The organism is Moraxella sp. 179-F 1C4 NHS, from assembly GCF_045370505.1.
GTDB lineage: Bacteria > Pseudomonadota > Gammaproteobacteria > Pseudomonadales > Moraxellaceae > Faucicola > Faucicola tetraodonis.
Map to the genome: position 1 here is coordinate 70,280 of NZ_JBIQEC010000007.1, position 16,172 is coordinate 86,451.

Annotated in this window: 11 protein-coding genes; 8 read left to right on the forward strand and 3 right to left on the reverse strand. The window is 46.3% G+C overall.

Annotated features, from left to right (window positions below; translation table 11 throughout):
• Positions 1-54 precede the first annotated feature (54 nt).
• Positions 55-2,817 carry a glycerol-3-phosphate 1-O-acyltransferase PlsB gene (gene plsB, locus ACH0AB_RS05120; protein ID WP_406877428.1) on the reverse strand — a complete coding sequence of 921 codons (2,763 nt, stop codon included), beginning with the start codon at positions 2,815-2,817 and terminating at the stop codon, positions 55-57.
• Positions 2,818-3,001: 184 nt separating this feature from the next.
• Between plsB and ACH0AB_RS05125 the strand changes: the two genes are divergently transcribed.
• The gene (locus ACH0AB_RS05125) at positions 3,002-3,976 is read left to right on the forward strand and encodes an acyl-CoA thioesterase (RefSeq protein WP_406877429.1); all 975 of its coding nucleotides are present in this window, start codon (positions 3,002-3,004) and stop codon (positions 3,974-3,976) included.
• Positions 3,977-4,030: 54 nt separating this feature from the next.
• On the forward strand, positions 4,031-4,504 hold the full coding sequence (locus ACH0AB_RS05130) for an acyl-CoA thioesterase (RefSeq protein ID WP_406877430.1): 474 nt from the start codon (positions 4,031-4,033) through the stop codon (positions 4,502-4,504).
• A gap of 79 nt (positions 4,505-4,583) precedes the next feature.
• On the opposite strand, the gene ribBA is transcribed toward ACH0AB_RS05130, so the two are convergent.
• A complete protein-coding gene (ribBA, locus tag ACH0AB_RS05135) occupies positions 4,584-5,699 on the reverse strand; it encodes a bifunctional 3,4-dihydroxy-2-butanone-4-phosphate synthase/GTP cyclohydrolase II (protein WP_204155123.1) in 1,116 nt (371 codons plus the stop codon).
• Between the two features lie 445 nt (positions 5,700-6,144).
• Here ribBA and ACH0AB_RS05140 point away from each other — a divergent pair, with 445 nt between their 5' ends.
• Complete coding sequence (locus ACH0AB_RS05140) at positions 6,145-6,798, forward strand: BLUF domain-containing protein (protein ID WP_406877431.1); 654 nt, start codon at positions 6,145-6,147, stop codon at positions 6,796-6,798.
• 10 nt (positions 6,799-6,808) lie between these two features.
• Here ACH0AB_RS05140 and ACH0AB_RS05145 read toward each other — a convergent pair whose 3' ends face one another.
• Positions 6,809-8,095 carry a replication-associated recombination protein A gene (locus ACH0AB_RS05145; protein WP_406877433.1) on the reverse strand — a complete coding sequence of 429 codons (1,287 nt, stop codon included), beginning with the start codon at positions 8,093-8,095 and terminating at the stop codon, positions 6,809-6,811.
• Between the two features lie 553 nt (positions 8,096-8,648).
• Between ACH0AB_RS05145 and ACH0AB_RS05150 the strand changes: the two genes are divergently transcribed.
• The 5 genes from ACH0AB_RS05150 (at position 8,649) to ACH0AB_RS05170 (ending at position 16,127) form a co-directional block, all read left to right on the forward strand.
• Positions 8,649-10,640 (forward strand): TolC family protein, encoded by a 1,992-nt coding sequence (locus ACH0AB_RS05150; RefSeq protein WP_095356477.1) that lies wholly within the window; start codon positions 8,649-8,651, stop codon positions 10,638-10,640.
• A gap of 46 nt (positions 10,641-10,686) precedes the next feature.
• Positions 10,687-11,898, forward strand: a complete 1,212-nt coding sequence (locus ACH0AB_RS05155; protein WP_313063272.1) for an HlyD family secretion protein — start codon at positions 10,687-10,689, stop codon at positions 11,896-11,898.
• A gap of 8 nt (positions 11,899-11,906) precedes the next feature.
• Entirely contained in the window at positions 11,907-13,289 is a 1,383-nt protein-coding gene (locus ACH0AB_RS05160) for an ABC transporter permease (RefSeq protein WP_406877434.1), read from the forward strand.
• Positions 13,289-14,476, forward strand: coding sequence for an ABC transporter permease (locus tag ACH0AB_RS05165; protein ID WP_406877435.1), 1,188 nt, complete (start codon positions 13,289-13,291; stop codon positions 14,474-14,476). The genes ACH0AB_RS05160 and ACH0AB_RS05165 overlap by 1 nt, the downstream gene beginning before the upstream one ends.
• Positions 14,477-14,681: 205 nt before the next feature.
• Positions 14,682-16,127 (forward strand): L-serine ammonia-lyase, encoded by a 1,446-nt coding sequence (locus ACH0AB_RS05170; RefSeq protein WP_406877436.1) that lies wholly within the window; start codon positions 14,682-14,684, stop codon positions 16,125-16,127.
• Positions 16,128-16,172 lie beyond the last annotated feature (45 nt).

The following is a 16,172-nucleotide window of genomic DNA, read 5'->3' on the forward strand; positions in this document are numbered from 1 at the left end:
TTGCATACAAAAAAACCGTGTTATCGCAACACGGTTTTTTATTGTTCGGTGGCATTAAGCTTTTTTACGACTAAATTTGCGTTGCTTTTTGTTTTGCAGTTCAGTCAAAGTGCGTTTGATTTCCTCATCAGTTAGTTGTGAAATTTGCTGTAAGATATGCATCACGTCCATGTTAAGGATAAATCGCGCGCTTTTTGCCATGGTATGAATGCGAGCATCAAACTCAATCACCCCGCTGGCCGATACCGTAATATAGCCTAGACGCTCTAGCGCATCCATAAAGCTAGTAAACAAGGCACGGTCAAAGAAATCTGGCATGTCATCTTCATATAGAACGGATAGACGCTGACCGAGCAGATGACCCAAATCAATCACTTGATCTTTGGTGAGTTTGCCTGAGCCTTGCTGACTCAGCAGCGCAAGTACCATAAAGTAGCGCTCTAGACTTTGCTCAACTGAGTTGGCAAGCACTGTCAACTGCTGATAGCTACGGGTATTCGGCTCTGGCGTGGTCAGGATGCGATGACCGTCCGCATTCACCCCTTTGTCCACGATGATGTTTTCTTCGACCAAAGTATCGATATGCTCACGCAAAGTATCATTTAGGGTGCGCAGTGGGTATTTCAAAAACAACTCTGCTTGCAAGAAGGGATACATAATACCCACCACCCGCTCAATGGTGTTTAGGCTCATGGTGCCATTACGCTGTATCAATGATGCACACAGTGACGCGATGATATAAATATGCAAAATATTGTTGCGAAAATAGCTCAGTAGCGGCGCTTGACCGTCCGCAATACGAATCAAGTCACCGAGCACATGTGGGGTGCGCTCGATGAGTTTAAGCTTGACGCCATAATTGATAATGGCTTCTGGGCTTTGCTGGGTGATGGACACATCATCATCATACGGGATTTTTTCTGCGATACGTTGATACAGTGCCAACTGTTCACGACAGCTTTGCTCATCGAGTGCGCCATGGGGCGTATCGAGCAGTACCAAAGCTAGCAAAGTGACTGGGTTAAGCACTGCAGAGCGGTTGATACGCTGCATGATTTTGATGCCCAAATTGTCAATCATGTGAGTGACATTGGCAGGCATATCACTATCGGTACGGTCTTTAGGTAGGGTATTTGGGGCAACGTCAAATTTTTTCATAAAATCAGCCAAATAAAGCGGCTGACCAAAACTGACGTGCACATGACCGAATATACGCTCGATTTTTCGACTGGCTTTTAACAGACCCAATAACGACTCAGATTCTTTGGGTTTACCTTTAAGTTCACCGACATAAGTGCCGCCTTCCATAATACGTTCATAACCGATGTAAGTCGGGATAAAGACAATCGGTTTGCCTGCTTGGCGCAGATGGCTTTGTACCGTCATTGCTAGCATCCCTTTTTTGGGCGGTAACAAGCGACCTGAGCGCGAGCGACCGCCTTCGATAAAGTACTCAATCGGCGTGTTGCGCATCAACATACTATGCACGTATTCACGAAACACCGCAGAGTACAGCGGATTGCCTTTAAAACTGCGACGCATAAAGAAAGCGCCGCCATTGCGTAGTATTTGACCTAGCACGGGGATGTTTAGATTCTCGCCTGCGGCAACGTAGGGCACCCGTAAGCCACGTTTATAAATCACGTATGACAGCAACAGATAGTCCATGTGACTGCGGTGGCAAGGCACATAAATGATTTCATGGTCGGATGCCAGTTGGCGTACCCGCTCAAAGTGCGCCACCTCAACCCCGTCATACAACTGTGTCCATAGCCAGGTCAAAAAGCGGTCAAAAAAGCGCACGGTTGCAGACGAGTAGTCACTGGCAATCTCGTTCAAATAGCCACGCGCCAGTTTTCGGCTTTTGGCGAGTTCACGCGAGTTTTCTTTGCTATCGACATTCACGGCATGCTGAATGGCAGGCGTATACAGAATTTTATCGACCACATTGCGACGGTCTGATAAGTCAGGACCTAAGATGGCTTCTTGTTGTTTATCAAGATAACCTTCTAAACGCTGCTGTACCCGTGCAGTGATGGTGTGTAAATGATGGCGGTCTTTACTAGCAGTATCAGTGGGTGCCAGGCTATCGGCTTGCAGCACAGGGTTTTTGCTAATCTCATCTTCGATAATGCCACGCAGGTCTTTGGGCGCGTGGAACTGCACATAAGTATCCCGCCCTTTAACCCCGATATTAAATAGCTGTTTACTGATACTTGGTACTTGCCATTCATCAGCGGTGAGGAGGTTAAACAGCGAATCTTCTTTTTCTGGCGCGCGACCCCACAAGATAGTGACAGGGATAAAATCAATTTTTAGCGTTGGGTATTGCTCGACGGCTTCAATCAAGCGTAGTAGGCGAGGTGAAAATACGGCGCTGTCATGAGACAGTTTTTCTGTTTTATGGTGATGCAAAAAAATCATTGCGGTATTTTCATCAATACCATGCGCCCGATCGATGACATTGGCTAGGGCAGGGGGTAGGTCGTATTGTTTGGTTTCTAGGTCAATTAAAATACTATTGCTACGAGAATACTCTTTGAGCACATAAAAGGTGAGCCGCTGGCTTGAGGTATCGCTATCGATGTCGCTATGCATATTGGTATTGGCGCTAGCTGCGGGTAGCTTGGCAGCGCTAACATGGGTGCTAGCTTGGCTAATATTGGGGATGTCGCCGATGAGTTGGGATTTGACGGCGAGCCCCAATAATTTGCCAGAGACTTGTCGGTATAGATTTTTTAACAGCGGGGTCGCAGCAGGATAGTTACCTTTGTTTTTCGCTTCGGTAGTGCCTGAATTTTTCCCTACGTGAGTCATAGTATGCCTAGTGATTGCGTGAGTTTTTTCGTAAGTTTTTTAAAGATAAATACAAGGTTTAAAATATGTCTTATCATGCCATAGATTGATGAATTTCTAAACCTTATCACGCAAAAATTCTTGTATAATGAGTGACTTTAATCCATTTTATCTACCCAAAATAACGTTAATGATAAGAGCGTCTATGGCAAGCCAGCAAGATATAAACCATACCCATACGATTGATATCACTCACCAACCACAGGTGCCCGTAACAGCCGTAACGCAGCAGCTTGAGCAGCAAGCGAGTTGGCAGCAATTAGTCACGCAGTTATTAGAAACCTTAACCCTCGTGCCATATCAAGACAGTGTATTTATCGGGCAAAGCCACGACTATGTCGGTGCGCGTATTTTTGGTGGGCAAGTACTGGGGCAAGCATTGATGGCAGCCAGCCATACTGTGGAGCATGCAAAACCTTGCCACTCATTTCATGGCTATTTTTTGCGCGGTGGCGATATCAATAAGCCTGTATATTACCAAGTGGAGAAATTGCGCGACGGTCGCAGTCTTGCCTCACGTCAAGTGACAGCGCGCCAATATGATGATGATAACCAACCGAGCATAATTTTTACCATGATGGCGTCTTTTTCACCGTTTGAAGAAGGGCTTGAGTATCAACAAGCGATACCAACGTATCCTGCGCCAGATGTGTTGCTGACCGAGCAGCAGCTCAAAGACCAAGTGGTAGGCAAAATCCCTGATGCGCTCAAAGCGCGCTTTATGCGCCAGCGTCATATCGAAATCAAGCCAGTACAGCCGCGTGACCCAATCCATCCAAAAATCATGGAACCTAGCCAAGCCAACTGGCTACGCATTCCGCAGCTGGGTAAACAGTCAATTCAAGTGCAACAAGCACTGCTCGCATTTTCTTCTGATTTTTATTTGATTGGCACGGGGCTGATGCCACACGGGATTAGCTTTATGACTAAAGGGTTGCAAGCGGCAAGTATCGACCATAGTATGCATTTTCACCGCCCATTTGATATGAATGATTGGTTACTCTACAACATGTGGTGCGATACCACATCACAGTCAAAAAGCCTAAACCACGGTCAATTTTGGCAAAATGGCAAATTGGTCGCCACAACCCAGCAGCAAGGGCTAATGCGCCTGCGCTAGTGATTCAATAATTTTTACCTTGTTTTAAACAGTAACCGTATGAGAGAGAGAAATATGTCCAATCCCCCAATGAGTGATGCCGCCCGCCAGGACATCGCCCAACAACACAATCACCCATTAAAAGGCTTTGCTGTGATCTATGAGCAAAAAGTGGAATGGGGTGATATGGATGCGTTCAATCACGTCAATAACGTGGTGTATTACGACTATGCCCAGCGCGCACGTATCCACTACCTTCAACAAGTTGATATGTTTAACTTAAAAACTTACACCGTGCTCGCTTCGTCATCTTGCCAATATTTAAATTCGGTCACTTTCCCCGATGTGCTTTGGATTGGCATTCGTGCCAAAAAAATAGGCAATACCAGTCTGACCCATGACTATGTTTACTTTAGCACGGCCCAGCAAAAAGTCGTCGCCACTGTGTCATCCGTCATTGTATTTTTTGACCAAACCGGTAAAAACAAACAACCGATTTCTGATGGTCAACGCCAACAACTTACCGAGTTAGAAAGTCATACGGTTTAACTGTTACTAAAATTGTTAAAAAAAGCCACAAGCTGCAATGCTGGTGGCTTTTTTGTCTGATAAATTGCTATCTCGTAAATCACTCTTTGTGGTTTGGGTTGGCAACGGTTTCGACCAAGTTTAGGTTAAACCCTGATAACGCGTTGAATTTGAGCGGTGATGACAGCAAACGCATATCACGCACGCCCAGATAACGTAAAATCTGTGAACCAACCCCAATGCTGCGGTAGGGTTGGTGTTTAAGCGGTGAGTTGGGTTTATCAGCGACAAAGTTATCGAGCGCTTCGCCCATATCAATTGCTTGCTGATGCCCAATCCAGACAAACACGCCACGCTCGGATTGGCTAATTTCTTTGAGTGAGGCATGGATATCCCAATTACTCTTACCGCTGTTGGGTAGCTGCACGGTGAATAAATCGCGCAACGGCTGGAAGCTATGCACTCGCACAGTGCTCACACCTTCTTGAGGGTTGCCCTTGACCAGTGCCAAATGGGTATCCTCTGAATTTTTTTCTTTAAAACGATAAGCAGTAAACTCACCAAACTCAGTTTGCATCGGATAGGTCGCAACCATTTCGACCGTTTGCTCATTGGCAATACGGTAATTAATCAAATCAGCGATGGTGCCGATTTTTAAGCCATGTTCTTTGGCAAAAATCTCTAGGTCATCACGGCGCGCCATTTCGCCATCTTCTTTGATAATTTCACAAATCACTGCCGCAGGTTCAAGGCCTGCCAAGCGTGTTAGGTCACAGCCCGCTTCAGTATGACCGGCACGGTGTAGCACACCGCCATTTTGTGCCACGATTGGGAATACATGACCAGGTTGTACGATGTCTTCTGGCTTGGCAGTCGAAGATACCGCTGTTTGGATGGTTCTGGCGCGATCCGCTGCTGAGATACCTGTGGTGACCCCTTCTGCCGCTTCGATTGATACCGTGAAGTTGGTGCTAAATTTAGCGCCATTTTTATCCGACATAAGCGGTAAATTGAGCTGTTCACTGCGGTCAGCGGTGATGGTCAAACACACCAAGCCACGCGCGTGGGTAATCATAAAGTTAATATCTTCTGGGCGTACATGGGTGGCTGCCATCACCAAGTCGCCTTCGTTCTCACGGTCTTCATCATCCATCAAAACGACCATTTTGCCTGCACGGATGTCATCGATAATTTCTGCCGTTGTATTAAATGCCATAAAAGTGCCTTTGTTAGCGATTTATTAAAATAACATTGATTAAAAAACTGATTGAAAAATAGGGACAGAAAATAAGCGCTATCAGCTAGTTTTGTTCAAACTATTGTCTGAATTAATCTTAACAATCACCTCATCAGACTGAGTAAAGCGAGTATGGGCGCCCATTTTTTATTAGATCGCTATTATAGCATTAACTCAGTGAGTCTAAGCAGCGAAATATTGATAGCCATAAATGTTAGTACTGCACTTAGATAAAACATGCGGCTAAATTTGTCGAAAAATTAACAAAAAGGGGTGATTTTGTATAATTTTTGAGCAAAAATTAAAAAAAACTGGTATATTATTACTTAATAATTAATAAAAATTACATTCTTAATACGTTTGAAGAAAACGTTATTAAAAAGTCATGGACGTCTAACCGATTTACTTATCTAAGGAGCCTGTGATGTCAGTCTTTTATCTTATCTACACGAGCAAAATTACCTTACAAGCAAGTTTGCATACGATGACGTTGCCTGATATCTATCGTCAGTCAGTCGCGCGCAACACTCAGGCAAATGTCAATAGCGTACTATTTCTCAAGCAAGGCAATTTTCTACACTATATAGAAGGTAGTGAGAACGCAATAACTCAGCTATTTGACAAAATCAAAGCCGATAAAAGACACAAAAATATTCACGTCATTGAGCTGGGACAGGCGCCCAACAGGCTGTTTGGGCATTGGAAAATGCACTGCATCAATTTAGATAGCGTTAATGATATGGATGATGTCGATGATATTAGCCCCCTGCTAGACTATTTTGAAACTGCGCAATTTGATAGCGCCAGTGTACCAAGGTTGCTTGCGGATTTAGAAAATTATTATCGTTCGGGCAAATGGCAAAGGCATCAACATACCAACTTTGATAAGGGCAGTTATAGCCATGCCAAGCTGCGCCGATTGGGCTTTAAGCATCGTTATTTTTTGTGGATTCAGCTTGGGTTTTTGTTGGTGTTTTTATTGCTGATGATATACTGGGTATTACAGAATAGGGTTCATTTGGCTGCGCTAAATCATCCATTGTCCGCTTTGACGGGTTTTTTAGCCGCCGCGCTTTAATCATCGCTTTTCAATGATTGCCCTTTAACCACTGTATAAAGGCATAGGTTTGCTGTTCTTTGGCATTATCAGCAAAGTCAAACAACCGTGTGCCCAGCAAATTATCGGGCAGATACTGCTGTGGGTGGTAATGGTTGGGGTAGTCATGCGGATAGATATAATTGGCGCCATAACCTTCGGCGCGCATCAGTTTGGTGACGCCATTACGCAAATGTAGCGGTACAGGCGATTGGTCATTTTCAGCCAGTCGCATTGCTTTATTGATGGCCTGATAACTAGAATTGGACTTCGGCGAGGTCGCCAAATACACCACCACTTGCCCCAAAATAATCCGCGCTTCAGGCATACCGATGCTCTGCACGCTTCGCAATGCGGTATCGGCAAGTAGTAACGCATTGGGATTGGCAAGTCCGATATCTTCACTCGCCAAAATCACCAACCGCCGCGCAATAAAGGCAGGGTCTTCACCCGCTGTCAGCATCCGCGCCATCCAATACAGCGACGCATCAGGGTCGCTACCGCGGACTGACTTAATCATCGCTGACACTAAGTCATAATGGCCATCACCTGATTTGTCGTAGCGTACCAGGCTTGCACCTGCCACCGCGATGACATTGTCATCAGTCAACACAATCGGTGATTGGCTGCCTTGCTTAAAATTGGGGCTTGATTGAATGGCGAGTTCAAGTAAATTTAACGCCTTACGCGCATCGCCTTGCGATAGCGCAAAAATCGCTTGGCTTGATTGTATTTCAATCTTAAATTGTTGAAAAACTGCATCATCGTCAATGGCACGTTGTAGTACTTGGCTGATTTCATCCTCGCTCAAGGGGTTGAGCCGATACACTTGGCAACGGGACAATAGCGCATTGTTGACACTAAACGAGGGATTTTCGGTGGTCGCACCAATTAAAGTAATATCCCCTGACTCAACCGCGCCGAGGAGTGCGTCTTGCTGGGCTTTGTTAAACCGATGAATCTCATCGACAAATACTACCGGCGGCTCGCCAAACAAGCCGTCATCTTTTACCAGTACTTCACGCAGCTCTTTGACCCCTGCATTGATAGCCGAGAGCGGGCGAAAAGGACGACCCACTGCATCGGCTAATAGCATGGCTAAGGTGGTTTTGCCAATGCCTGCTTCTCCATGCAAAATAATCGATGGCAAGTAACCTTGCTCAACAATACGGCGAATCGGTGCGTTGGCGCCGAGCAAATGGGTTTGTCCGATTACCTCGTCAAGCGATTTTGGGCGGACACGTTGGGCAAGGGGGATTTGAGCGAGTTGATTTATCATTAAGGTATAAGTTTAACTGGATTACTTAGTCGAAGGTTTTCAGCGATTTCACTATTTTTTAAATTGGGATTGTAGCTAAGTGCGGTACTTATTTGGTAAAAGTAACTGCTTTGGTAAAAGTAACTGCATCAAAAACAACGAGGGTTTTTTAAGAATTTTAGCATGCCTAAACGATAGCGGTAAGCTAACTTGTTTGATTTGTGTGACTACTTGGATTGAGAAATATTTTTACTTTGTTAAATAAAAATAAACAGTAATGATGTGAGGCTTAATGAGCCATATTTTTAAAAAAACTACAATATTGTTAATATGACAAGTGTAGATTGACGGGTCATTTTTTTCTTTTTACAATCTTATACTTTAGTTAATATACAAAATGACAGTTAGTGCTCACTTTGGTATTTCATTATTATTTAATTAGGCATTATTTAATAAGACAGTTTTTTGGTAATACGGGCATCATAACAGCGACCGCATCAATTACTAGGGTAATTGACGGCTTGCGGGGTTGTTATGTTGCGGCAAAGCCATAGGCAAGTTATTAGCGAGTCGTATGAAATTACATCAATCCATCAAACCATCGACTTACTCAGTAAGCCATCATCCACAGCCACTATCACGCGTGCTTACCCTGTCTGCGTTTACGATGGCAATGGTTTCGTTGAATTTGTCCTTATCTTTGGCAGCGACGGCTGCGACCACGGTCACCAAACCTAGCACTACCAAAACGACCCCAACAAAAACTACAACAAAAACCACCACCACGACCACGACAAAAACCACCAAAACGACCAGTAGTCCCACTAAAAATGCTAACAAGCCGCCTGTTAAAACATCAGCTAAAACATCGGCTAAAAATTCTGTTAAAACATTGGCTAAAACCACACCAGCAGCGCCAACCACAAAGCCCACTAGCAGATTGCAGCCCAGTACCAGTGGCGATACCGCGGAGTTTACGCCGATAATCAATACCCCGCCCAATCCTGAGCCTGTACTCAATGCTAGCCCTGCCACCGACGCACCATCAGCAGACACGCCATCGAAAAAAACCGCGACCCGCGCCAATGAAGTCAAAGGGGGGAAAGCAGCTGGGCTCAGCTACGATCCTACTATCAATAATGGGGTGCCTTATCCGCCAAGTTATGGCCTAGATGTGCCCAGTAATTTGACACTGGCACAAGCGCAGCAGTACCTAGTCAAAGTATCACCCAAAGTCGCGGCTGACAATGCGGCAATCGTGAGTAATGAGCTGCGAGCTGAGTCGACCAAAGGCTTAAACAAACCGATTGTGTATCTGGGTGCCAGTGCCACGCATGTACATGTGGATAACAATATAGATACCACGGGCATTAAAAACAACCTAGCCATTGACAACGCAGTCAATAACAATATTGGCAATTTGCCCATCACTTTGCCACTGCCTACTACGGCAGTAGATATCGGTGGTTTAATCACCGACCCGATTCCCAATAGCATCCCTGCCAATGTCGACAAAAATAGAACAGGCGCAAATGTCACCGTGCTGTGGTCTGCTTATAACGGACATAAAACCGAAGCAGTGACCAGTTTGCTCAATGGTATGACGGATGAAAGCCGTGCCGATGCTGACTTGTCACTGGATGAACAATACACCACGCTTACCAAACGCTATTTTCAAACCCAGCTTGCCATCATGGCAGCGTATCTACGCGCCGATGCGCTCAATGCGATTCGTGCCACCGACCATGCCGCACAGCGCGCACTGGACGTGGGGCTGATTTCAAAAGTCGAGCGTTTGGAAGCCAAAAAAGCCTTAGCCGATGCCGAATACGAAAATAGCAAGGCGCTGAACGATGCTGAACTTGCCATGACCGCGCTACAGCGGTTACTGCGCACGCCGTATTTTATCAAACCAACATCGCCTTTATTTGTATCCACCAAGCCGTTGCCGCCGCTGAGTTATTTTCAGCAGCAGGCTAAAATGCATCACCCAGGTTTTGATAAGGTCGCCGCCAAATACAACCAAGCCAAAGCGCTACATGAATTTAGTGAATCCGCCTACAAACCCAATGTCACCGTCTTTGGTCGCTCTGAAATCGACGCTGACCCAAATTGGATTGCTGGGGTGTCTGCCAACTGGAAATTGTGGGGTGGGGTAGATCGCCGAACCAGCACCCAATCAAGCCTTGCCAAGCTGCACCAAGCCGAGTTTAGCCAAGTGGATGTCAATGATAATATTATGTTATTGGTAGAAAAAAATTGGCAAACAGTCAACAATGCACGCGATAATTTTATTGCCTTAAATACCAATATTGAGCTCGCCAGTGAGATGCTACGCTTTCGTCAGCTAGGCTTTAAAGAAGGCGTCAACACGGCCGTAGAAGTGATGCAAGCTGAAGCCAATTTGGAAAAAGCCAAAACCGAGCAGGCCAAAGCGGCAAATGATTATGTGCAGGCAATGGCAGACTTGATGCAAAGCTGCGGTACGCCGCTAGAGTTTAACCGTTATATGCAGGCAGCGGACGTCAAGCTACCCGCGATTTATTTTGAACATCGTAAGAACTAATCAATTATTTTAACCCGTGTCTTTATTTCACCAGTAGGCTTACCGTATGGCTGATCCACAAAACCCAACACCAGACAATGCGATGGACAACGCTAAAGGCAACACTTTGGACAGCGCTGCGGATAATGCTAATGCAGCGATGAACGCCCAAGCTGCCGATGAGCCGCACGCAGAGGACAGCCTGTCAGCCGCTGCGACGGATAGCCGTTACGTGCCGCCTACCAAAAAACCCAGTAAAATTCGCACCATCATTATAGCCTTGATTATCCTTGGGCTGATTGGACTGGTCGCGTGGGGGCTAATCAAAGATAAGCGCGAAACGCGCAGCGAGCCTGTTACCATCCAAGGGCATATGGAAGTAGAGCAAACGCCTGTCGCTGCCAAAGTTGCCGGTCGTATTGCCAATATTTATGTCAAAGAAGGCGATGAAATTAGCGTTGGCACACGCCTGATTGATATGGATAGCCCAGAAATCAATGCCAAGGTCGAAGAAGCACAAGCAGGCAAAGAGTTAGCCCAAAGCCAACTGGACAAAGCCAACAATGGCGCAAGACCGCAAGAGATTGAAATGGCAAAATACCAGTACGATGCTGCGCAATCCGCTGCTGACCTTGCCAAAGTCACCTACGAGCGTATCAACCGCCTAGCCGCAGAAGGCTTGATGTCGCGGCAAAAACGTGACGAAGCCTATACCAACTATGTCGCCAGTGTCGATAAAGCCAAAATTGCCAAAGCCCAATACGAGTTAGCCAAAACAGGCGCGCGCAGTGAAGATAAAACTGCCGCCCAAGCGCAAGTCAGCCAAGTAGAAGGCAAGCTTAAAGAAGCAATGGTTGCCAAAGAAGAAGCCAATCTTAAAAGCCCGATTGCCGGTATCGTGGACAACGTGATTGTCAAACCAGGTCAAGTGGTAGGACAGGGCGTACCACTGATGACCATTGTCGACCCCAAAGACCAATGGGTCGTGCTTAACGTTACCGAAAACAATCTAAACCATTTTGCAGTCGGTAGTGAATTTAGCGGTACGGTTCCTGCATTATCGGTCAACAATCAGCCTTACCGCCAAGTGTTTAAAGTGTACGCAAGTTCCGTACTATCAGATTTTGCCACGTGGCGCCCGACCAACAGCAAAGACGGCTTTGATATGCGTACCTTTGAGATTCGTGCGCGCCCGAGCCAGTCAGATACACGTCTAAGACAGGGCATGACCGTATTGGTTGATATACCGGCAAGCCAGCAGCCAACCCAAACACAATGAAGTCAACCATGATATCAAAACTGACATCAAACAAGCGCTCTAAAGCATCACCGACATCGTCCGCTGTGCCAAATGCCAGCACTGGTGCTAGTGACCATGAGCCTCATGCGTATGCACAGTTTGATAACCGCTCAGGCTTTGTGCAATTCTTTGCGGCGTTTTGGTACAGTGCGCGCCGTGAATGGGATTTTTTGGTGCAAAATCGCTGGGATTTTTCCTTGATGTTTTGGATGCCCATTGTGCTGATATTTTTGGTTTGGTGGATTTTTAGCAAAGGCATGGCAGTCGGGATTCCGATTGCGGTCATAGACAATGACCACTCCGCGCAATCTGCGACGATTATCCGCTATATTGATGCGACGCCTGAAGTTGCGGTGGTTAAAAGTCTTCATAGTGCCGCTGCCGCTCAGCAAGCCATCGAGACTACCGATGTCATGGCGGTGGTTGAAATCCCAGAGAATTTTTCAACCAATCTACTGGCTGGCAAAACCTCGCGCTTGCTACTCAATGTCAATGCCCAATATGGCACGCATTCAGGCATGATACAAAAAGCGGTACAGACAGCAGTTAGTACATTTTCGGCAGGGGCGGAGATGCAGCGGCGAGTCGCCATTGGCGAAGATGTCACCCTGACCAAAACCAGTTATGCACCGATACAATCGCAAAGTGTGGCACTGTTTAATACTGCCAATAATTATCAGCAATTTTTGGCAGTCACTGTGGTACCAGCCTTGCTACATATTTTGTCAATGGTGATTGGGGCTTCAACTGTCGGGCGAGAGCTGGTCGACAAGACGTTAGGTGAATGGTATCAGTCGCTAACACCCCCCAAATTTGCCAGTAACCGCCTCTCTAACCCCAGCAATCCTGTCACACTGGGGCACGAAAAACCTAAGCTATCGCTGATTATCGCAGGGCTCAATGGCAAATTAATTTGGGCGATGTTTGCCTATACGCTTTGGGCAGCGGTGGCATTGACCTTGGTGATGCAAATCTTCCCCATTCGTTTGGCATCCGTAGCGATTACTTATCTGATATTTTTAATGTTTATGATGGTGTCGTTCTGGCTTGGGGTGATTGTCACGGTAGGTACGTTTTCGTATCGTCAAGGCTTGTCATTTACCGGCTTTATCTCCGCGCCGTCATTTGCTTTTTCAGGGGTGACATTTCCATTTTTGGCGATGAGTCCTGCCGCGCAGCGTTGGGCAAATGCCCTGCCATTAACCCATTATCTCAACTTGCAAACCACCCAATTACAAATGGGCGCCCCGCCATCGTTTGCCTATAGCAGCTTTATCGGATTTTTTATTGCCGTCATGATTACCTTGCTGTTAGCCGCGTTGTTGACCAAAAAGGCCTTGCTGAAGCCTGAAAAATGGGGGCAACGCTGATGCCCTCCCAGACAACGCCCAGCAAAGTCGATGTAAGCAAATCTGCCAACATTTGGGAGCGCGGTTTTTTGCTGCAAGTTTTGCATGTATGGCGCAGCGTGTTTCAAGATAAAGGGGTGCTCACTATGCTACTGATTGCCCCGATTATTTATGGCTTTTTTTATCCTTGGCCGTATTCAAAAGAAGTGGTGCGTCATGTCCCTGTGGCAGTGGTGGATTATGACCATTCAAGTCTATCGCAGACCATTATCAGCTACGCCCAAGCCAATCCACGCATCCAAAGCACCATTGTAAACGATGAAAACAGTGCCAAGCAGCTGATGTGGCAAGGCAAAATTGCAGGCTACATGGTGATACCCTCGGGACTGTATCAAAAAGTGACCACAGGACAACCTGCCAAGGTGAGTATCCTTGCCAACGGTAACTATTTTTTACTCAATAAACAAGTACAAACGGGGTTTTTAGAAGTCATCGGCACCGTGTCCGCAGGGGCGAAAGTACAAAAAAATGTCGCCATCGGGCAAGATATCACCGTTGCCAAAAACAATATTTCCCCTGTGGCGCTGACGATTAATCCGTTATACAACCGTACCGAAGGCTATGGTAGCTACATTGTCCCTGCGGTTGCGATATTGATTCTGCAGCAGATGTTTTTGATGGGCACGGCAATGCTAGTGGGTACTTGGGCAGAGCAAGACATGCACCGCGCTTCGATGAAAACGTGGCTTGCGCGAATATTGGGCTTAGCGTGTTTTGGTTTTGTGCTCGGCTGTTTTTATTATGGCTGGGTATTTTCCAACAATGACTATATCCGTAACCAAAATCTGACGGGTTCACTGGTACTGCTTGCCCTGTTTTTCCCCGCGGTAACGGCACTGGGCTGTCTACTTGGGGTGTGGTTTGGGGCGCGAGAACGGGCGATGCAAATCTTGGTCGCAAGTTCAATGCCGATGCTGTTTGTCTCAGGGATTTCATGGCCGTATCAAATGCTGCCTGAGCCACTGCAGTATTTGCGCTGGGTGTTACCTAGCACCTCTGGGATGAATGCCTCTGTGATGCTGAACCAAATGGGCGTGCCACTGGCGTATGTCAACGTGTATCTCATGGCGCTCATGATGATTTTCTTGGTTTGTTTATTGCTGCTACTTTTATTAGCGAGTAAAGAAAGTGAATCGTTAGCAGATTAATCCTTGCCAACGGTTATTTTCTTCCTCATGCGCTTACACAGGTGGTTAGTTGCCAAAGTTGCGATGCATGTAGCGAGCATCTATCATCTATCATTTGATAAACTTTTCGATAGCACATTGACACAGATGGGCAATTCGTGATTATCTAGCACAATGAATACAACATAATTGAATTTTTCAACTGGTTGGCATATAGGATTTATCAGTGATCAGTATTTTTGATTTATTTAAAATTGGGATTGGACCTTCAAGTTCGCATACCGTCGGACCGATGAAAGCGGCGAATCTGTTCGTTAGCGCATTATCACAGCAGCAGCTACTGACGCAGGTGGATAGGGTGCAAGTCGAGCTGTTTGGTTCGCTTGGTGCGACCGGTAAAGGGCACGGTAGTGATATAGCGGTGATGCTAGGTTTGATGGGGGAGCAACCACAGACGACGGATGTCACCGCTATTTCACAAAAAATTGCCGATATCCAAGCGCAAAACACGCTGTCTCTAAATCAGCAGCATGAGATTAACTTTGTTGCTGACAAAGATTTAATCCTAAATGGTAGGGTATCGCTGCCCCATCATCCCAATGCTTTGACTATCACTGCTTTTACAGGCAATGAAATTGTTTACCAAAATACGTATTATTCAATCGGCGGCGGGTTCGTGCAGACTGAGCAAGAAGCCCAAGCAAAAGAACCGGTGATTGAAAGCGTCAAAAAACCGGTACCTTATCCCTTTAACAACGCCAAAGAATTATTACAAATTTGCCAACACAATCAACTGTCAATCGCCCAGGTCGTTCGAGCCAATGAACTGGCTAACTTGAGTGAAGATGAGCTGCTGGGTGGGCTTAACGACATTTGGCAAGTCATGCAAGACTGTGTTAATGATGGTTGTCGCCACGATGGTATTTTGCCAGGGGGCTTACAAGTACAGCGCCGCGCCAAGGCGATTTATCAGCAGTTATCCGCTGCCGATAGCCGAAAAGCGTTTAATGATGCCCTTGCCGTGATGGATTGGGTGAATCTCTATGCCTTGGCAGTTAATGAAGAAAACGCCAGTGGCGGACGTGTGGTGACCGCACCCACCAATGGTGCGGCAGGCGTGATACCTGCGGTCATGCATTATTATCGAGATTTTTGTCCAAGTTATAAGCTGCAAGGTTTGCATGATTTTCTGCTAACCGCTGCGGCGATTGGTATCATTATCAAAGAAAACGCCAGCATTTCAGGCGCAGAAGTGGGCTGTCAAGGGGAAGTCGGATCGGCGTGTGCGATGGCGGCGGCAGGGTTAACCTATGTGCTTGGTGGTAGTCCTGCCCAATGTGCCAACGCTGCCGAAATTGGCATCGAACATCACCTTGGTATGACGTGTGACCCGATTGCGGGGTTGGTGCAAGTGCCTTGTATTGAACGCAATGCCATGGCGGCAGTAAAAGCGATTAATGCCTCAAGGCTTGCGCTTAAAGGCAATGGGCAGCATGTGGTATCGCTTGATAAAGCCATCAAAACCATGAAAGAGACAGGCAGAGATATGATGTCAAAATATAAAGAAACCGCAATGGGCGGACTTGCTATCAATGTCCTAGATGAGGATTTTGCCGCCCAGTCAAATCTTATTCCGACGCTGGATGTGACGGTCAATTACAGTCAATGTTAGTGCTACAGTAAAAAAAACCGATTCGCCAAGGAATCGGTTTTTTTG